Raw genomic sequence first — 18,905 nt, forward strand, 5'->3', positions numbered from 1 at the left:
CGTCATGTCTGAGTTCCTCGTCCATCTGGTCCCCGGCAGCCCGTTCGCGCGCAGCGTGCTGATGGCGCTGGAGGAAAAGTCGGCCCCATACCAGGTCCGCCTTCTGGCGCCGGGGTCTCTGCGCACGCCCGAACACCTTGCGGCGCACCCGTTCGGCAAGATCCCCGTGCTCGAGCACGGCGACTTCCGGCTCTACGAGACCCAGGCGATCATCCGCTACATTGACGCGGTGGTTTCGGGCGTACGCTTGCAGCCGGCCGATCCGCGGGCCGCGGCCCGCATGGACCAGATCGTCGGCATCAATGACTGGTACCTGTTTCCGGACCTGGGCGTAGGCGTCGTCTTCCAGCGGATCGTGGGGCCGATCCTGCTCGGCCTCGAGCCGGATGAGGCGGCGATCGCCCAGGCCCTGCCCAAGGCGGCCGCGTGCCTGGTCGAGCTCAACCGCCTGCTCGGCGACCACGCCTTCCTCGCCGGCGACACGCTGAGCATAGCCGACCTTATGGTGGCGCCCCACCTGGCCTACTTCGCCCAGACGCCGGAGGCCCGCACTCTGCTTGACGGGACGCCGCTCGCGGCCTCGCTGGGACGGATGAGCGAGCGGCCGAGCATGAAGGCGACGCCGCCGCCGCCGATGCTGCAGCCCGCCGCCTAGACTTTCGCCTTGGCGACCTTGCGGCCTCTTGGCCTGTTGTACCAGCTGTGCGGCAGTTCAGAGGGACCGTGGCGGGCCTCGATGTCCTTTTGCAGCGCGCCGGCCGCCATCAGGTGGCCGGGAAACAAGGTGTCGACGGCCCAGCCGATCACCGGCGGCACCGAGGCGGCGGAGTCGAGCACCAAGTAGGCGGTCATCCGCGCCAAGGTCGGCAACGAAGCCCGCGCGGTCAGGCCATGATAGATCAACAGAGCGCCCGCCCCGACGCTGTAGACCGTGCCCGCCACCGGCACCCAGGCCAGGACGCCGTCCAACCCTACCCCGATGGGTCCGACGCCGATCAGGCGGTCAGACAGGCGCTTGATGCGCTCGGCCGCCCGCCAGGCCGTGTGGGCTTTTTCCCGGTCGTCAGTCATGCCGCCTCAACGCCGTCGCCGCAGGAAGGCTCCGCCCGTCACCCCCACAGTTCGGGCTCCGGCGGATAGATCAAGGAGCCATCATAACGGAGGCCAGGCTCGCGGTCGCGGGCCAGCAACAGCGCGCCGTCCAGGTCCACCACCGCCGCGCCCTGCGCCAGGATCACCGCCGGGGCCATCGACAGCGAGGTCGCCACCATGCAACCAGCCATGAGGTCGAGCCCCAGGCGGCGCGCCTCGGCCGCCAGAGCCAGCGCCTCCGTCAGGCCGCCGGCCTTGTCCAGCTTCACATTGACGGCGCCGTATCGCCGCGCGCATTCCGCCAGTTCGGCGCGGGTGTGCAGGCTCTCGTCGGCGCAGAGCAGGACGGGGCTGGCCCAGCCCTCCAGCGCCGCATCCTCCCCGGCTCTCAGCGGCTGTTCGATCAGCTTGACGTCGAGGCGCGCGAACTCGGGCGCCAGCCGCCGGAGGTCGTCGAACGACAGGCTCTCGTTGGCGTCGACGATCAGGCGAGTCTTCGGCGCAGCCGCCCGTACGGCGATGACGCGGTCCAGATCGTCGCCGCCGCCGATCTTGAGCTTGAGAAAGGGCCGCCGCTTCGCCGCCGCGGCCGCGTCGGCCATGGCCTGCGGCGCATCGAGGCTGATGGTGTAGCAGGTCTTCACCGGGTCGAGCCGCTCGCGTCCCGCCGCTCGCCAGGCCGGCCGCCTGGTCTGCTTGGCCTCCAGATCCCAGAGCGCACAGTCGACGGCGTTGCGGGCCGCGCCCGGCTCCATCCTGACCTGGAGCTCCTGACGCGACAGTCCGCGTTCGATCTGCCCGCGCAACGCCTCGACGCGGGCCACGGCCCCTTCCATGCTTTCGCCGTAGCGCGCGTAGGGAACCGCCTCCCCGCGCCCGACCGCCTCGCCGTCGGCGATCTCGACCACCAGTACATGGGCTTCGGTCTTGGCGCCGCGCGCAATGACGAAGGCCGCGGCGAGCGGCCAACGCTCCTCGCGGACGCTAAGTCGGCGGCTCAAGCCAGGTCGCCGGCCGCCGCGTCGAACAGCAGATAAGTCCGACCGGCTTCCGAACTTAGCAGCGTCTCGATCAGGAAGCCGTCCGGATCGCGTTCGGCCGCGTCTTCAACCAGCCCCTGGTAGCGGTGCAGGTAGCTCAGCACCTGGCGCTTGAGGCCCTCGTCGGTGAACAGCTTGCGAGCCAGGCGACGGGTCGCGGCCGGGGCCACCTTGCGCACGATCTGGCGGGCGTGTTCAGGATTGCGCTCCTGCAGCGCCGCGGCCAGTTCCTGGATGCGGCTGCGCGGAAGTAGAGCGGTCGGGTCGATACCCATCGCCCCGATCTCCGCTGACAGCGTCTCCTCCAGCGAGGGCTGGGGCGCAGGCTCGCCGCCTTCGGGTTCCTCGAGCGACGACAGCAGGTCCTTCCAGGTCCAGCCGCCATCGCCGGCCGGCTCGTCGTGGCGGCCGGCGGCCTGTTCGAACACCGCGCCGAACTCGGCGTCGGTCGCCGTGGGCGTCAGGCGCAGACGCGGGCGGGCCGACGGCTCGGCGGCCGGCGGCGGCGGGATCGGCTCGCTCAGCTCCAGTTCGTCGTCCGAGGCGGGCGGTTCCGGCTCGGCAGCCTCAGTGACGGCGGGCGCGGCTTGCGGCTGGGGCTCGGGCGCCTCGACCACGACCTCCGCCTCGGCCTTGGCGCTTTTGTCGATGGCCGCGCGTAGCGAAGCGCGGGCCGGCCGCTCGCGCAACAGCGAGGCCGGCGGCGCGACATTGGCGGTGGTGGCCACCGAGCCCATCAGGCGCACGGCCTCACTCAGCATGTCGTAGTTGCGGCGCACCCGCTCCTGGAAGGCCTCGTCGATCGCCTGCGTCTCGTCGGCGGTGCGTCGCGCGTGATCCATCAGCTCATCGATGCTTTCGGCCACGGCGAGGCGGACCTCCTCGGCCTGGCCGCGGGCGGCCACCGGGAGCTTGGCGGTGCGTTCCTCGATTTCGCTGAGCATGGTCGACAGTTCGTCGAGCGTGCTCCGCGCCGCGCGCGCGCCCTCGTCCAGCTTGCGGATGGTCGCCGCGCCCGCCTGTTCGACCATTTGGGCCGACTGCTCGATCAACGCGCGGGCTTCGGACAGCCGCGCCTCGAACACCTTGTTCGCCTGCTGGCCGGCGGTGAAGGCGGCTTCCGACAGCTGATCGACCTGGTCGCGCGCGGTCTCGGCATGCTTGGCCGCGACCTGCCTGGTCTCCTCGGCGGCGGCTGTCATCGCGGCGATCGCGGCCTTGGTCTGCTCCTCCAGGCGCTGGCGTTCGGCCGCCGCCGCCTGAGCCACGGCCTCGACCGATTGCAGCGTGGACTGGCCGAACTCGTCGCGCTCGGCCTTGGCCGTCTCGGCCAGCTCGCGGAACTGCTCGACGGCCTCGCCCATCAGTTGGCGCAGCGCCTCGCCGCCCTTCACGGCCCGGTCGCCCATCTCGGCGGCCGACAGCCGCGCCTGGCTGATGAACTCCGACAGCTGGGCCGCATGGGTCTCGGCGTGGGCCGCGAAAGTTTCCTGCTCGGCGCGCAGGGCGTGGGAGACGCTGACAAGGCCGGCGCGCTGCTCGGTCAGGCCCTTCTCCACAGCGCCGATCTGCTCGGTCACTCCGAGGCCGGCCGTCTCCAGGCGGGCGATGTGGCGCGTCAGGTCCTCGGCGGCGGCGCGGGCGACGTCGCTGGTCTCGCCGGCGGCGGCGGCCAGGTCGGCGGCGCGAGCCGCCAGCGAGGCCTCGGCCTCGCGCAGCTGCGCCTCGGCAAGGTCGGACGCCTCGCCCACCATCTTGGCCTGGCGGGCGATAGCGTCGGCCACCGCCGCCGACTGGGCGTCCAGGGTCTGAGCCAGGCCGCTCAGCTCGCTGCGTTCCTTGCCGAGGGTTTCCGACAGGCTTTGAGCCGTGCGCGCCGCTTTGGCCGCCGCGCTCGCCAGCTCCTCGCTGTCGCCGGCCAGGGCCTGGCGCAGCACGACCATCGTCTCGGTCGCCTCCTGGGCCGCCGCGCTCGCCCGGGCGATCTCGTCGCGGACGGCCTGGACCATGTCGACCGCTTGGGCGCCGGCGGCCATGGCCGGGGTCACCAACTCATCGGCCAGCGCCTTGGCGCGGCGGGTTTCGGCGCTCAGCTTCTGGGCCTGGCGAACCATGTAGGCGACCAGCCAGACCAGGGCCGCCGGGCCGATCGCCAGCATGGCGAAGACGATGATGGCGAAGGGCTCGAAGTCGAACGGCGCGATCGAGCGGCGATAGCCCCAGGCGAAGGCGATCGGCGCGCAAGCCCACAGCACCGACACGATCAGGGCGACGAGATAGATCGGCCACCCGGAGGGCTCGGCCCGCGCGAGCCGGGTTACGGGCGCATGCGCCTCGGCGGCAGCCGCGACCTCGCCCTGGCCGGCGACGGGTTTGAGCGATGCTGCGGCTTGAGGCTCTACCGCAAGTTCGCCTACGGGCGGCGGGGCGAAAGCGAAGGCCGGCTCGGCCTCAGCTTGCGCGGGCTCGCCGTCAAGCGATTGGAAATCAACAGGTTGGTGCCGCTTCTTGATCTTCATGGCCCGTCGTAAGCGGCCTTCCCACCCCTGCGGGCGCAAACGCGCCGTCGCGCGCGCAACCCGCCATTGCGCCTAAGATCGAAGGATTACCGACGAACGTCCGCCACGCAAAGCACTGATGAGCGGGAATCTGTGCGCGAGCCGCGACAGATGGTCAGGCCTTGACCATCCGGGCTCGTTCTTCGGGGCACAGTTCCTTGACCATGGTCGCGGACTTGCCCGCCTTCACCACCACCCGCGGCGCAGTCGCCGCATTGGGCGCAACGCGGCGCGTCGTGGTGCGCGCGATGGTGCGCTCGGCGGGAGCGGGCTTCTCAGCCTGCTGCGTATCCAGGGTGACGCCGAAATGCGAATACGCGGCGGCCGAGGACGAGACGACCACGGCGGCGACGATTTCGGTCAAGGTTTGCATCGGAACTCTCCCGTGCGTCCGATACGATTCCAGCGAGCGTCGTTATACGATAAGCGCGACCACTCTGCGATGCGCGGTAACATGAAATTTCAGTCATGTAACCTCGAGCATCGGGCGCGGCGCGGGACGTCAGGCCGCCGGGCGGAAACTCGCGCCCTCATGGGTCAGCAGCCAGTGCTTGCGCTCCAGTCCCCCGCCGTAGCCGGTCAGGCCGCCGTCCGAGCCTATGACGCGATGGCAAGGCACCACCACCCCGACCGGATTGGCGCCGTTGGCCAGCCCGACCGCCCGCACGGCGCTGGGCCGCCCGATCCGCTCGGCCAGCTGCTTGTAGGTCACTGTCTCGCCGACGGGGATGGCGCAGAGCTCGCTCCAGACGCTGCGCTGAAAGTCGGTGCCGCCGGTGCGCCAGGGGATCTGCAACAGCGCCCCAAGGTCGCCGGCGAAATAGGCGCTCACCGCCTCACGGATCGCCGCCGGCGCTGCGCCGTCGACCAGATCGGTCGGGGGGTTCTGCCGGCGCAGGAGGGTGCGCAGCCGCGCCTCATGGCTCGTCCAATCGAAGGCGCGCAGGAAGCCTTGCGCGTCGGTGACCAGGATGCCCTCGCCGACCGGGGTGGGGACGCGCTCGAGCGTCAGGGCTTCAGGCGGCTTTGGCATGCTTGGCGTCCGAGGGGTTCTTGGGATCGGCGGCCCAAAGGTGAGAGGCCGCATAGGCCCGCCAGGGCCGCCAGCGCTCTGCCCGGGCCAGCAGTTCGGCGGCGGTGGGACGACGGCCGTCCGGCGTCTCCAGCGCCCGCATCAGGCCGATGTCGGCGCTGGGGAAGGCGTCCGGCTCGCGCAGCGCGCGCATGGCGATGTACTGGGCGGTCCATTCGCCGACGCCCGGCAGGGCGCGCAGGGCCGCGACCGCCTCGTCCAGGCTCTTGCGCGGTCCGAAGAGGTCCGGATCAGCGGCGGCGGTCGCCGCCAGGCCGACCAGGGCCCGCCCCCGCGCTCGGGGCATCGCCAGGGTCTCGACGTCGGCCAGGGCCAGTTGCGAAGGGGTCGGGAAGAAGCGGGTGAGGCCGAGGGCGTTGGCCGCCTCGTCCTCCAAAGGCGCGCCATGGGCGGCGGCGATCTTGCCGGCCAGCATCCGCGCCGCATGCACGGTGATCTGCTGGCCGAGCACGGCCCGCACGGCCAGTTCGAACCCGTCCCAGGCGCCCGGAGCGCGCAGGCCCGGGCGAGCCGCGACCATCGGCGCCAGGTCCGGATCCTCCGAGAGATGGGCGGCTATGGCGGCGGGGTCGGCGGCCAGGTCGAATACGCGGCGCACGCGCGCCAGAACGGCCGGCCAGGCCTGGACTTTCGGGAACCGCAGGGTGGCGCGCAGGGTCGCCCCTTCGCCCGGCTCGATCATCACCACGCCGCGCGCCTCGCCAACCACCAGCGTGCGAGCGTAGCGACCCGCCTGGACGCTCTCGACGCCCGGGATGGCGCGCGCGGTCAGGAACGCGATCATCGCCTGCCAGTCGTAGGGCGGCCGATAGGGAAGCTGGATGCTGACCGCCCCGCCCTCGCCCGCCGCGATCTCAGCGCCGCCCAGCCGGCGCAGCTTGGCCGGCGGGCGGTCGAACAGCTGCTGGAAGGTCTCGTTGAAGCGACGCACGCTGCCGAAGCCGGCGGCCAGCGCCACCTCGGCCATCGGCATCCGCGTCTCGTGGATGAGTTGCTTGGCGAGCAGCACGCGGCGCGTCTGGGCGACTGCAATGGGCGAGGCGCCGACATGCTGCCGGAAAAGGCGGCGCAGCTGACGCTCGCCCACCCCCAGCCGCTCGGCCAGGCCATCGACGTCGCCGGCGTCTAGGGCGCCGGCCTCGATCAGCGCCAGGGCCCGCGAGACCGTATTGGAGGTCCCGCGCCAGGAGCCGAGGTCGGGCGAGGTCTCCGGCCGGCAACGCAGGCAGGGCCGGAAGCCGGCCTCCTGAGCCGCCGCCGCCGAGCGGTGGAAGGTCATGTTCTCGCGCTTGGGCGTCCTGGCCGGACAGATCGGCCGGCAATAGATCCCAGTGCTCTTCACGCCGCAGAAGATGCGTCCGTCGAAGCGGGCGTCGCGCATCTGGAAGGCGCGGTAACAGGCGTCGTCGTCCATATCCATGCGTCGATCATCGACCTTGCCGCCGCCGCTGTCTCGCGGTTTTCGGACATAGCCGTCGGAGCACTGGCGGCTTCCGGTCGGCGCCATTTTCCTCGTCGCCCTGTCAGGAAAACTCTATCGTCAGGGGCCGCCGCGTCCCGTAATCCGTCGCTCAGGGCCAAACCGCATGTCGCATCGCGTGCGACAGGCGGCTATTTCGTCATTAGATTTCCAGGGTGAGGCCCGAGGTTCACGTGCAAGGTACAGCCCTGATGCAGGCGCCGGCGCCGGTCATCACTCCGCAAACCCTGACCCATCTGCAGCGCCTGGAAGCCGAGAGCATCCATATCATGCGCGAGGTGGCGGCCGAGGCCGAGCGCCCGGTCATGCTCTATTCGATCGGCAAGGACTCGGCCGTGATGCTGCATCTGGCGGCCAAGGCTTTCTATCCGTCCAAGCCGCCGTTCCCGCTGCTGCACGTCGACACCACCTGGAAGTTCCGGGCGATGTACGAGATGCGCGAGCGCATGGCCAAGGAGCTCGGCTTCGAACTGCTCGTCCACAAGAACCCCGAGGCGGTGGCGCGGAACATCAATCCGTTCGACCACGGCAGCGCGCTGCACACCGACATCTGGAAGACCGAGGGCCTGAAGCAGGCGCTCGACAAATACGGCTTCGACGCGGCCTTCGGCGGTGCACGCCGCGACGAAGAGAAGAGCCGCGCCAAGGAGCGCATCTTCTCGTTCCGCTCGGCCCAGCACCGCTGGGACCCAAAGAACCAGCGCCCAGAACTCTGGCGGCTCTACAACACCCGCAAGAACCCGGGCGAGAGCATCCGCGTCTTCCCGATCTCCAATTGGACCGAGCTGGACATCTGGCAGTACATCCACCTCGAACAGATCCCGATCGTGCCGCTGTACTTCTCGGACGTCCGCCCGGTGGTGGAGCGCGACGGCACGTTGATCATGGTCGACGACGAGCGCATGCCGCTGCGGCCCGGCGAGGTTCCAATGCAGAAGTCGGTGCGTTTCCGCACCCTTGGCTGCTATCCGCTGACCGGCGCGGTCGAGAGCACCGCCGCCACCTTGCCTGAAATCATTCAGGAAATGCTGCTGACCACGACCTCGGAGCGCCAAGGCCGGATGATCGACCACGACCAGGCCGCCTCGATGGAGAAGAAGAAGCAGGAGGGCTATTTCTGATGGCCCACCAGTCCGCCCTCATCGCCGAGGATATCGAGGCCTACCTGGCCGCGCACGAGCGCAAGAGCCTGCTGCGGTTCCTGACCTGCGGGTCGGTGGACGACGGCAAGTCGACCCTGATCGGCCGCCTGCTCTACGATTCCAAGATGATCTTCGAGGACCAGCTGGCGGCCCTCGAAGCCGATTCCAAGAAGGTCGGGACGCAGGGCGGCGACATCGACTTCGCCCTGCTGGTCGACGGCCTGGCGGCCGAGCGGGAGCAAGGCATCACCATCGACGTCGCCTATCGCTTCTTCTCGACCGACAAGCGCAAGTTCATCGTCGCCGATACGCCTGGGCACGAGCAGTACACGCGCAACATGGTCACCGGCGCGTCGACCGCCGACGCGGCCGTCATCCTGATCGATGCGCGCAAGGGCGTGCTGACCCAGACGCGGAGGCACTCGTACCTGGTCAGCCTGCTCGGCATCCGGCACGTCGTGCTGGCCGTCAACAAGATGGACCTGGTGGGCTGGGATCGGCAGGTTTACGACGCGATCCTCCAGGAATACGCCGAGTTCGCCGCCCAGATCGGCATCAAGGACTACACCGCCATTCCGATGTCGGCCCTGAAGGGCGACAACATCACCACCGCCAGCGACGCCGCGCCCTGGTACGAGGGCCCAGCCCTGATGCCGCTGCTGGAGAGCCTGCCAGTCGAGGACGACCAGCGGGAAAAGCCGTTCCGCATGCCGGTCCAGTGGGTGAACCGCCCGAACCTGGACTTCCGCGGCTTCTCGGGCCTGATCTCCTCGGGAACGATCCGGCCGGGCGACAAGATCAAGGCCCTGCCGTCGGGCCGCGAAAGCACGGTCGAGCGCATCGTCACCTTCCGCGGCGACCTGCCCGAGGCGGTGGCCGGCCAATCGGTCACCCTGACCCTGAAGGACGAGATCGACATCTCGCGCGGCGACGTGATCGCCGAAGCCGCCGCGCCGCCGCCGGTCGCCGACCAGTTCGAGGCGACGCTCGTCTGGATGGACGACGAGGCCATGCTGCCCGGCCGGCCCTACCTGCTGAAGCTGGGGGCGCGTGTCGTCTCGGCCCAGGTGACCGAGCCGAAGTACAAGATCAACGTCAACACGCTGGAGCACCTGGCCGCCAAGCGGCTGGAGCTCAACGAGATCGGGGTCTGCAACCTCTCGCTCGACGCAGCCATCGCCTTCGACGCCTATGCCGAGAACCACGACCTGGGCGGCTTCATCCTGATCGACCGGCTGAGCAACCGCACGGTCGGCGCCGGCATGCTGCATTTCGCCCTGCGCCGCAGCCAGAACATCCATTGGCAGGCGCTGGATGTCGACAAGGCTGCGCGGGCGGCGATCAAGAGCCAGCGCGGCCGCGTGGTCTGGCTGACCGGCCTGTCGGGTTCGGGCAAGTCGACGATCGCCAACCTGGTCGAGAAGCGCCTGCACGCGGACGGACGCCACACCTACCTGCTCGACGGCGACAACGTCCGTCACGGCCTCAACAAGGACCTCGGCTTCACCGACGAGGACCGGGTCGAGAACATCCGCAGGGTGGCCGAGGTTTCCAAGCTGATGGTCGACGCCGGCCTGATCGTGCTGGTCTCGTTCATCTCGCCGTTCCGCGCCGAGCGGCGCATGGCGCGCGAGCTGCAGGCCGAAGGTGATTTCGTCGAAGTCTTCGTGGACACTCCGCTGTCGGTCGCCGAACAGCGCGACGTGAAAGGCCTCTACAAGAAGGCCCGCGCGGGCGAGCTCAAGAACTTCACCGGCATCGACAGCCCCTACGAGCCGCCCGAGGACGCCGAGATCGTCATCGACACCACCGCCATGTCGGCGGCGGAAGCGGCCGAGAAGATCGTCGCCTGGCTGGAAGGCGAGCTCGACTATTCGATCTGACCAAGCGGGCTATGGTGTCCTTCGAAATGCATCGGAGGGGCCATGGCGAATTCGGCGCTTGGAGAACTGGCGCGGGCGGCGCGAGAAGCGACATTGCCCCCTGCCCGCCTGCTTACTGACGAGGACCGCAAGTCGGTCGTGGCGGAGATCTATGACGGCGGGCGGCTGACGCCGGCCTACGGCTTCATGCTGTTCAGCGCCTGCGGCATCGCCGCGCTCGGCCTCCTGCAGTCCTCGGTGGCGGTGATCATCGGGGCGATGCTGATCTCGCCGCTGATGGGGCCGATCATGGCCATGGGCATGGCCGTAGCGCGCCTCGACCCGCGCGCTTTCCGCTCAGCGGCGACCACCCTGGTGATTGGAGCGCTGCTGTCGGTGCTGGCTTCGGTGCTGATCATCTGGATCTCGCCGCTGAAGGACGCGACGCCGGAGATCCTCGCCCGCACCCAGCCGACCTTGCTGGATCTGATCGTCGCCCTGCTCTCGGGTTTCGTCGGCGCCTACCTGACCATCAATCGCAAGGGGGGCGCCATCGCCGGCGTCGCCATCGCCACGGCCCTGATGCCGCCGCTGGCGGTGGTGGGATATGGCCTGGCGACCGCGACCTGGCCGATCGCCGGCGGGGCGTTCCTGCTGTTCCTGACGAATGTGGTCTCGATCCTGGGGGCCGTGTTCGGGGTCGCGCGGCGCTACGGCTTTCGGCCACGGGCGCGCGAAGGGGCCGCCTGGGAAACGCCGGCCCTGCTGGCGGTCATGCTGCTGCTCTGCGTGCCGCTGGCCATCTCGCTGCGCAGCATCGTCGCCGAGGCGCGCGAGACGACGCGGGCCCGCACGGCGATCAACGAGGCCTTCGCCGGCGCCGCTCCGCATATCACCGAACTGAAGGTGGACCTGCAGGGCAAGGCGAGCCTGGTCCAGTGCGTGGTCGTCACCCGCAAGTACGTGCCCGGCGCGGCCCAGGCGATCGCCAAGCTGCTGCACCCCGGCTCCAAGGTCGAGGTGGAGCAGATCGTCACCGCCGAGGGCGTGTCGGCCCTGGCGCCCCCCGCCGCGGCGCTGGGCGCGCGCACCACGGTCCAGGCGACCTCGACAACGCCAGAGCAGCGCCTGCGCGCCATGCTCGGCCCACTCGGCCAGGTGCTGGGGATCGAGGCGAGCGACGGAGCGCTCGACATCGCTTTCGCCATGCCGGGCGCCGAGTTGGCCGACTATCTGGCGACCGAACAGGCCGCACAGCGCTTCAGCCCGGGGACGACAGTGCGGCTGATCCCGCCACTGGCGCCCTTGAGCCCCATCGCCTTCGCGCCGGGGTCGTCGGAGCTGACGCCCGAGGCCAACCGCACGCTGGAGATCGATGCCTGGGCGCTCAAGCGCTGGGGCGCCGCCGGGGCCAGCATCACGGCGGCCGACGCCAAGCCGGCTAAGGCTCGCGCGGAGGCGGTGGCCCTGGGCCTGCGGGCGCGCGGCGTGGCGGCGGTCAGCATCGCCGAACCCTCAAAAGACGGGCCGGCGGACACGGTCGCGATCCAGCCCGCGCCCGCCGCCTGACACATGGCGAGGGAACGGATCGCGCGCGGCCGGGGTTCAAGCACCTCCTGACACGCAAGGAGGTTCGACTTGAAAGTCAGCGAAGTCATGACCGCGCAGGTCGCCACAGCCAAGCCCACGACCTCGGTGAAGGAGGTCGCACGGATGATGTCGGAGATCGACACCGGCGTGATCCCGATCTCGGAGGACGGCAAGGTGCTGGGCGTGGTCACCGATCGCGACATCGTGGTCCGGGTGGTGGCTAGCGGCGGCTCGTTCGACGCCGCGGCGTCCGAGGTGATGAGCGAGGACGTCCAGTCCTGCCGCGAGGACGACAACCTGGCCGACGCCACCGCCAAGATGGGAGCCCAGCAGGTGCGCCGCCTGGTGGTGCTGAACGAGGCCGGCCGCCTGACCGGCATCCTGTCGCTGGGCGACGTGGCCATGGACTACGGCGCAAAGGCCGTGGGCCGCACGCTGGAGGAAATCTCCGCTGAGCCCGCGTCCCCGACTTAGGTCGGGCGGCGGCCGGTATCGAGGAAGTCGCGCCCGCTAAAGCCCTCCGGCGCGGCGACCTCGACGACCGGATCGTCGCGGTCGTCCCACTCCAGGCGCAGGGCCCGTGTCATCACCGCATGCATGTCGTAGAGGCAGGTGATGTAGGTCAATTCGAGGATTTCCTCGTCGGAAAGGAAAGCCTTCAGGGCGTTCATCACCGGTTCCGGCGTCCTGCCGCCCTGGAGCGACAAGCAGTCCGCATAGGCGAGCACCGCCCGCTCGTTGGCCGTGTAGCAGTCGGCGACTTGCCAATTCGGGATCGCGGCGATGCGGTCTTCAGAAACGCCCAGGCCCCGCAGGGACTTGCAGTGTTGGGAGAAGACGAACTGGCACTGCTTGGCCCAGCCGGCCCGGGTCTGAGCCAGCTCGCGCAGCACCGGGTCCAGCTTGCGGACAGGATTGCGGTAGAGGGCGAAACCTCGGTTCGCGTGCTCCAGGATGTCCGGGACCAGTGCGAAGACGGTCCACCAGTCGCCGGTGGTGCCAGTCGAGGTGCCCGGCTGGGCCACCGGATCGCGGTCGCCGAACAGCAGGTCATAGGTGCGGATCACGACGTCCGACTGAGCTTCGGCGCGGGAAACCTGGCGTAGGCGCGGCATGGTCCCCTACGCCCCCACCGGAACGGCGCGCGCCGGCTGGTGCTTGATATCATCCGGGCCGAACGCCTTGGTGGTGGCCGCCAGCTCCAGCATGATCCCGTTCGGGTCGGTGAAGTAGACCGAACGGAAGAACACGCCCGGATGGTTCTCGGCGCTGACGCCCATCGGACTGTCGTCGTGATTGACCACCATGTTCGGCAGCACCTTCACCCCGGCGTCGACCAGCCGCTGGCGGTACTCGTCCAGCTTCTCCTCTGGCACATTGAAGGCGACGTGATTCATCGAGCCGATGGCCGACTTCGGCTCCTGCGGAAAGGACTTCACCGAGGCGATCCCCGGCGCGGCGGGCGGGGCGTCCGGCCACCAGAAGAAGGCGACGCTGTCGCCTCCGCCGCAGTCGAAGAAGAAGTGCTGGCCGCCGTCCGGCAGCGCCACGGTCTTGTAGAGCGGCATGCCGAGGATCTCGGTGTAGAATTTCACCGTCTCCTCCATGTCGCGGCAGACCAGGGCCAGATGGTTGATACCCGTCGTACGCATCGCCTGCTCCTTGGTGGCTAGAACTGGAGAACGATCTTTCCGAAATGCTCGCCGCCCTGCATGGCGCGGAAGGCCGCGACAGCGTCGGTCCAGGGAAACACCTTGTCGACCACCGGCTCGATGCGATGCAGGTCGATGGCGCGGCACATGGCCTCGAACATGTCGCGCGAGCCGACGCTGAGCCCCTGCAGGCGTGCGCTGTTGCCGATGAGGACGCCGGGATGCACCCCCTCCGTCCCGCCGGCGACCACGCCGATGACGGCGATGTGCCCGCCGATCCGCACCGCCCGCAGGCTCTGCTGCATGGTGCCAGCGCCACCCACCTCCATGACGAAGTCGGCGCCTACTCCGTGTGTTGCGGCTCGAACCGCCCCGGCCCAGTCTTCGGTGGTGCGGTAGTTGACCAGATGGTTCGCGCCCAGCGCCTGGGCCCGCGCCAGCTTGTCGTCCGACGACGACGTGATCACCGTCCGATAGCCGGCGGCATGGGCGAACTGCAGGCCGAAGATCGAGACCCCGCCGGTCCCTTGGAGCACCACCGTGTCGCCGGGCTCCAGGCGCGCGTCCTCGAAGAGGCCGCGCCAGGCAGTCAGGGCGGCGCAAGGCAAGGTGGCGACCTGCTGGTCGGTGAGGAACTCAGGAACCTTGGAGACGCCATCCTGCCTGAACACCGCCAGTTCGCGCCCGGCGCCGGGGATGGGGAAGCCAAGCGCCGAGGAGAGCTTCTCAAGGGTCGGGCGGCCCGATATCCAGTTCTGGAAGAACAGGGTCGCGACCCGGTCGCCGACCGCCACCCGCGTCACGCCCGGCCCCACCGCCTCGACCACGCCGCAGCCGTCGGAAAAGGGCGTGATGGCGCCGCCTGCGCTCGCCGATCCGCGGCTGTACATGCCGTTCACCATCAGGAGGTCGCGGTAGTTCAGCGACACCGCCTTCATGCGGACCAGCACCTCGCCGTGGCCCGGCGCAGGATCGGGCGTCTCGACCACCTTCAGGGCGTCCAGGCCCCACGGCGCGGCGACTTCCAAGGCCCGCATGCGTCTCTCCCGGTCTATCTCGTTGCGGCCATAGTCGCCCCTTCGCGGGGCGCCGCAAGACTGTCGTCGCGGAAGGCCGCGCCGATCAGGCGTCGAGCCGCTTGACCCCGTAAAGTCGCAGGGCGCCGAGAATGCCGAGCGCGGACATCGCGGCCATGGCCAGGTAGCCCTTGGCCCCGACGTGATCGTAGAGCCAGCCAGAACCGATGGTGGCGATCCCCATGAGGAAGCCGCCCGAGAGCGCGGAATTTAGGGTCTGGGCGGCCGACGCATTGGCCGGCGTCGAGAGCCGTTCGACCAATTGCAGCGAGGCCAGGAACGTCGCCGAGAAGGTGAAGGTGTGCAGCACCTGGAGCGGCAGGACCGCCCAGAGCGGAGGCGAGAAGGCCAGCACGCTCCAGCGGACCAGAGCGGCCAGGCCGCCCAGCATGAGCAGATTGCGCGGACCGATGCGGCGGCGCCATGGCTCCATGAACCACATGAAGGCGACCTCGACTCCGACGCCCAGCCCCCAGAGCACGCCGGTCATGCTCTCGGGCAGGCCCTGCTGCTTCCAGGTGAGCGCTGAGAACGAGTAGTAGAAGGCGTGGGCCGACTGGATCAGCCCGACCGACACCACCGCCAGCATGAAATGGCGGTCGCGGACCAGGTCGCCCAGACCAGCCAGCCGTTCGGAAAGCCGGCTCGAGCCGCCGCCTTCGCGTACGGTGTCGGGCGGCAACAGGCCACGGGCCGCCCCGGCCGCCAGGATGGCCGCGCCGGTGATCCAGACCAGCACCAGCTCGGGCGAATACCGCGCCAGCAGCGCGCCGACCGCGACATTGGCGATGATGTAGGCCACCGAGCCGATCCCGCGCGGGAAGCCGTAATTGAACCCGTCCTGCCCAGCCCGGCGGAACACCACCACGTCGGTCAGCGGCGCCATGGTCGAGATCAGGGTCGAGGCCACGAACCAGACCCCGAACCACCAAGCCAGGCCGAAGGGCGCGGCCAGCAGGCCGTAGGCGAGCGCCGCCGCCAGCGCCATCAGGATCAGGGGAGTACGGCGCAGGCGGAAGCTGTCGGCCCACATGGCGATGGCCGGGGCGGTGACGGCCCGCGCCAGCATGGGCGCCGAGAGGATCAGCCCGATTTCCGCGCCGCTGAGGCCGCGGTGGGCGAACCAGACCGGGATGTAGGGGGAACTGGCGCCCGTGCCGATGAACAGGGCCGCATAGACGAGACCGAGGCGCATCGGCTGGGACATCACACGGCCTGACTAGAGCGAGTCGCCGCCAACAATCGTGTGACGCGCCGCCTTTTCGCCACGGCTTTGCCTTTCGTTGCGGCGCCGCGACGTGTTAGCGCCAAGCTTGAAATGTCCGAACACCGAAAAGCCGCCAGCGTCACTGAACTGCTCGAACAGATCGCCGATCGCGAGGCCGAGGCGGTGTCGGTGGCCGACCTGCTTGAGACCTTCGGCGACCGGGCGTTCGGCGCGCTGATGTTCGTGTTCGCCGCCCCGCTGGTCCTGCCGATGCCGCCGGGCGTCTCGGCCCTGCTGGGCGCGCCGCTGATCTTCATCACCGCCCAATGGACCATGGGACGCAAGACCCTGTGGCTGCCCAAGGCGCTGCTGGCGCGGACGATCTCGACCTCGGACTTCCGCGCCCTGGTCACCAAGCTGAAGCCGCACCTTGCGCGGCTCGAGCGGCGGCTGCGCCCGCGCCTGACCTTCATGTACAACCCGCTGGGCGACCGGCTGGTCGGGGCGCTGTGCTTCATCCTGGCACTGATCGTGTTCCTGCCCATCCCGTTCGGGAACATGCTGCCGTCCTTCGCCATCGCCGCCTTCGCCATCGGCGGAGCCGAGCGCGACGGGCTGGCCGCGGTGATCGGCTGGATCGCCGCCGTGGCCTCGATCCTGGTGCTGGTCCTGCTGGTCAAACCGATGATCGCCGCGATGCTGGCCTTCTTCTCGGCCCTGGTGGGGATGTTCTGAGCCCTATCTGACCTGCGCGCGATAGGTGACCGGCCAGTCGTCCGGCGGCACGCCCCGGCATTCTCCCATCAGGTCCTGAGCGGTTGGGACGAACGCCTTGCCGTCCCAGACCCAGGCGTTGGACGCTCCGCAATCGCCCAGGCCCCTGCCCTTCTCGAAATTGTAGAGCGTGCGGGTCTTGGCGTCGTAGCTGACGTTCATCAGCTCGGTCACCGCATCGTCCGATCCCGGATGGCGGATCGCCAGCGGCCGGGCGACGCCCTTGGCGTCCATCAAGAAGAAGCTGTGGATCATGTTGTAGGCGCCGCGGGTGCAGAGCGGCGCCCAGAGCGTCAGACCAGGCGACAGGCGCGCCACGAGCGGCTCGACCTCCAAGGTGGCGATGTCGTCGTCACAGTCCTTCATCAGCGCGCTGACCGCCCGCGGCGTCTTGGCGCTCAAGCCGTCCTGCGACACCGGCGGCGCGGTCTGAACCACCGGCGTCGGCTGCGGGGGCGGCATGCTGGACGCAGGCGCGTGCCCCTTGGCCACCAGGGCCGTCACGGTTCCGGCGCGTTTCTGGCGATCGTCCATCCAGCGCAGCGCAGCCGAACTGCCGGCCAGCGAGATCGCGCCCAGCGGCTTGCCGCCCGCGGAAACCTGGATGGCCTTGCCATTGGCGGCTGCGGCGATCAGGGCGCTGGCCTGGGCCGCGGTCAACTCGGCTGCGGCGCGCTCGCCGTCCTCGTCGCGGGCCCTCACGGTCGCCAGCGACCGCCCGTCGACCGACAGGGCCCAGGCGCCGGCCTTGCCCTCCATGACGATCCTGGCTTCGGGCGTGGCCCCTGGTTCGGCGCCGCGCGTGATCTTCAAGTAGCCGGCTATCTCGAAGGCCTCGCCGCCGAAACCGAAGGCTGCGCACTGGCGGGTGTTGTCGCAGGTCGCCCACCAATCCTTGAAGGTTTCGTTGGCCAGCGCCGCCGGCGCGGCTGCGGCCAGCGACAGACCCAACACCACCGGCTTCATCCGTTCTCTCCAGTTGCCGACGCCCGAAGGCCGCGTAAGGTTCGGAAGTCAGGCCCCCGTCGACGGAGAACTCCCATGACGCGTGCGAACAGCCAAGACCGCGCCTTGCGCGACCGCGCCGCAGCGGTGATCCCGGGCGGCATGTACGGCCACCAGGCGGTCGGCCTGCTGCCGGACGACTATCCGCAGTTCTTCAAGCGCGGCGACGGCGCGCACATCTGGGACGCGGACGGGAACCGCTATCTCGACCTGATGTGCGCCTACGGCCCGAACCTTTTCGGCTACGCTCATCCCGAGATCGATGCGGCCTATGTGCGTCAGCTGGGCGTCGGCGACACCCTCACCGGCCCCACGGCCCTGATGGTGCGGCTGGCCGAGGAAATGACCGAGATGGTCGGCCATGCGGCCTGGGCGATGTTCTGCAAGAACGGCACGGACGCGACGACCATGGCGCTGATGACCGCCCGCGCCCACACCCGCCGCAAGACCATCGTACGAGCCAAGGGCGCCTATCACGGCGCAGCCCCCTGGTGCACGCCGCGGCCGACCGGCACCATCGACGCCGACCACGCCCATCAGATCTTCTGCGACTACAACGACGTCGCCAGCCTGGAAGAGGCGGTCGCCAAGGCCGGCGACGACCTCGCCGCCATCTTCGCCGCGCCGTTCAAGCACGACGCCTTCATCGATCAGGCCCGGCCGGATCTCGCCTACGCGCGCAAGGCGCGCGAGTTGGCCGATGCGACGGGCGCGCTGCTGATCGTCGACGACGTGCGGGCCGGCCTGCGGGTCGCGCGCGACTGCTCGTGGAGCGCGATCGGCGTCGAGCCGGACCTATCGACCTGGGGCAAGTGCATCGCCAACGGCCATCCGATCTCTGCGTTGCTGGGCTCGGAAAAGGCGCGCAAGGCGGCCGCTTCGATCTATGTCACCGGCTCGTTCTGGTTCCAGGCCGCGCCGATGGCCGCGGCGCTGGAGACTTTGAGGCTGGTGCGCACCACCGACTATCTGGAGCGGATCGCCGGCATGGGCGAGCGGCTGTCGGCTGGCCTGACCGAGCGGGCGGCGGCCCATGGCCTGGGCCTGCGCTGCAGCGGACCGGGCCAGATGCCGCTCTACCTGTTCGACGACGACCCGGACCTTCGCAAGGGGTTCTTCTTCGTCTCCCAAATGCTGGACCGGGGCGCCTACCTGCATCCCTGGCACAACATGTTCCTCTGCGCAGCCATGACCGACGCCGACATCGACGGCGTGCTCAACGCCGCCGAGGACGCCTTCGCAGCCCTGAAGCGCGAGGGTCCCGGCCTGGCGCCGGTCGACAAGCTGGCCTTCCTGGCCGGCGGACAAAGATAATAAATTTCAAAAGGGTAGGA

General features: G+C 69.5%; 18 protein-coding genes. 7 read left to right on the forward strand and 11 right to left on the reverse strand.

The genetic code is table 11. The features are described from left to right. The first annotated feature begins 4 nt into the window (after positions 1-4). The gene (locus ACE3T2_RS14765) at positions 5-655 is read left to right on the forward strand and encodes a glutathione S-transferase family protein (protein ID WP_374658666.1); all 651 of its coding nucleotides are present in this window, start codon (positions 5-7) and stop codon (positions 653-655) included. Here the strand turns inward: ACE3T2_RS14765 and ACE3T2_RS14770 are convergent. The 6 genes from ACE3T2_RS14770 to ACE3T2_RS14795 all read right to left on the reverse strand — a co-directional run bounded on the left by ACE3T2_RS14770 (position 652) and on the right by ACE3T2_RS14795 (position 7,290). After that, on the reverse strand, positions 652-1,071 hold the full coding sequence (locus tag ACE3T2_RS14770) for a DUF4112 domain-containing protein (protein ID WP_374658668.1): 420 nt from the start codon (positions 1,069-1,071) through the stop codon (positions 652-654). The genes ACE3T2_RS14765 and ACE3T2_RS14770 overlap by 4 nt on opposite strands. 38 nt (positions 1,072-1,109) lie before the next feature. Beyond that, positions 1,110-2,093 carry an N-acetyl-D-Glu racemase DgcA gene (dgcA, locus tag ACE3T2_RS14775; RefSeq protein ID WP_374658670.1) on the reverse strand — a complete coding sequence of 328 codons (984 nt, stop codon included), beginning with the start codon at positions 2,091-2,093 and terminating at the stop codon, positions 1,110-1,112. Further along, positions 2,090-4,651 (reverse strand): polar localization protein TipN, encoded by a 2,562-nt coding sequence (locus tag ACE3T2_RS14780; protein WP_374658672.1) that lies wholly within the window; start codon positions 4,649-4,651, stop codon positions 2,090-2,092. Before ACE3T2_RS14780 ends, dgcA begins: the two co-directional genes overlap by 4 nt. Before the next feature lie 154 nt (positions 4,652-4,805). Next, positions 4,806-5,063 carry a hypothetical protein gene (locus ACE3T2_RS14785; RefSeq protein ID WP_374658674.1) on the reverse strand — a complete coding sequence of 86 codons (258 nt, stop codon included), beginning with the start codon at positions 5,061-5,063 and terminating at the stop codon, positions 4,806-4,808. A gap of 129 nt (positions 5,064-5,192) precedes the next feature. Beyond that, positions 5,193-5,723, reverse strand: coding sequence for a methylated-DNA--[protein]-cysteine S-methyltransferase (locus ACE3T2_RS14790; protein WP_374658676.1), 531 nt, complete (start codon positions 5,721-5,723; stop codon positions 5,193-5,195). After that, positions 5,707-7,290 (reverse strand): AlkA N-terminal domain-containing protein, encoded by a 1,584-nt coding sequence (locus ACE3T2_RS14795; protein ID WP_374658678.1) that lies wholly within the window; start codon positions 7,288-7,290, stop codon positions 5,707-5,709. Before ACE3T2_RS14795 ends, ACE3T2_RS14790 begins: the two co-directional genes overlap by 17 nt. A gap of 164 nt (positions 7,291-7,454) precedes the next feature. Here ACE3T2_RS14795 and cysD point away from each other — a divergent pair, with 164 nt between their 5' ends. The 4 genes from cysD (at position 7,455) to ACE3T2_RS14815 (ending at position 12,331) form a co-directional block, all read left to right on the forward strand. Continuing rightward, positions 7,455-8,384, forward strand: a complete 930-nt coding sequence (gene cysD / locus ACE3T2_RS14800) for a sulfate adenylyltransferase subunit CysD (RefSeq protein ID WP_374658735.1) — start codon at positions 7,455-7,457, stop codon at positions 8,382-8,384. Further along, positions 8,384-10,288 carry a sulfate adenylyltransferase subunit CysN gene (gene cysN, locus ACE3T2_RS14805; protein ID WP_374658680.1) on the forward strand — a complete coding sequence of 635 codons (1,905 nt, stop codon included), beginning with the start codon at positions 8,384-8,386 and terminating at the stop codon, positions 10,286-10,288. The genes cysD and cysN overlap by 1 nt, the downstream gene beginning before the upstream one ends. Positions 10,289-10,330: 42 nt before the next feature. Further along, complete coding sequence (locus ACE3T2_RS14810; protein WP_374658682.1) at positions 10,331-11,836, forward strand: DUF389 domain-containing protein; 1,506 nt, start codon at positions 10,331-10,333, stop codon at positions 11,834-11,836. Between the two features lie 69 nt (positions 11,837-11,905). Then, entirely contained in the window at positions 11,906-12,331 is a 426-nt protein-coding gene (locus tag ACE3T2_RS14815) for a CBS domain-containing protein (RefSeq protein ID WP_374658684.1), read from the forward strand. Here the strand turns inward: ACE3T2_RS14815 and ACE3T2_RS14820 are convergent. The 4 genes from ACE3T2_RS14820 to ACE3T2_RS14835 form a co-directional block, all read right to left on the reverse strand. Beyond that, positions 12,328-12,972 carry a carboxymuconolactone decarboxylase family protein gene (locus tag ACE3T2_RS14820; protein WP_374658686.1) on the reverse strand — a complete coding sequence of 215 codons (645 nt, stop codon included), beginning with the start codon at positions 12,970-12,972 and terminating at the stop codon, positions 12,328-12,330. The two genes, ACE3T2_RS14815 and ACE3T2_RS14820, sit on opposite strands and share 4 nt — an antisense overlap. A gap of 6 nt (positions 12,973-12,978) precedes the next feature. Beyond that, a complete protein-coding gene (locus tag ACE3T2_RS14825) occupies positions 12,979-13,509 on the reverse strand; it encodes a VOC family protein (RefSeq protein WP_374658688.1) in 531 nt (176 codons plus the stop codon). A 17-nt stretch (positions 13,510-13,526) separates the two neighbouring features. Continuing rightward, a complete protein-coding gene (locus ACE3T2_RS14830; protein ID WP_374658690.1) occupies positions 13,527-14,546 on the reverse strand; it encodes an NAD(P)-dependent alcohol dehydrogenase in 1,020 nt (339 codons plus the stop codon). 85 nt (positions 14,547-14,631) lie between these two features. Next, positions 14,632-15,792 (reverse strand): MFS transporter, encoded by a 1,161-nt coding sequence (locus ACE3T2_RS14835; protein WP_374658692.1) that lies wholly within the window; start codon positions 15,790-15,792, stop codon positions 14,632-14,634. A 111-nt stretch (positions 15,793-15,903) separates the two neighbouring features. Between ACE3T2_RS14835 and ACE3T2_RS14840 the strand changes: the two genes are divergently transcribed. After that, positions 15,904-16,527, forward strand: coding sequence for an exopolysaccharide biosynthesis protein (locus ACE3T2_RS14840; protein ID WP_374658694.1), 624 nt, complete (start codon positions 15,904-15,906; stop codon positions 16,525-16,527). Between the two features lie 3 nt (positions 16,528-16,530). Here ACE3T2_RS14840 and ACE3T2_RS14845 read toward each other — a convergent pair whose 3' ends face one another. Further along, the gene (locus ACE3T2_RS14845; RefSeq protein WP_374658696.1) at positions 16,531-17,532 is read right to left on the reverse strand and encodes a DUF1176 domain-containing protein; all 1,002 of its coding nucleotides are present in this window, start codon (positions 17,530-17,532) and stop codon (positions 16,531-16,533) included. A gap of 75 nt (positions 17,533-17,607) precedes the next feature. Between ACE3T2_RS14845 and ACE3T2_RS14850 the strand changes: the two genes are divergently transcribed. Then, complete coding sequence (locus ACE3T2_RS14850; RefSeq protein WP_374658698.1) at positions 17,608-18,885, forward strand: aminotransferase class III-fold pyridoxal phosphate-dependent enzyme; 1,278 nt, start codon at positions 17,608-17,610, stop codon at positions 18,883-18,885. The last annotated feature ends 20 nt before the right edge of the window (positions 18,886-18,905 follow it).

Origin of the sequence: Phenylobacterium sp. (assembly GCF_041919955.1) — a bacterium.
Classification (GTDB): domain Bacteria; phylum Pseudomonadota; class Alphaproteobacteria; order Caulobacterales; family Caulobacteraceae; genus Phenylobacterium.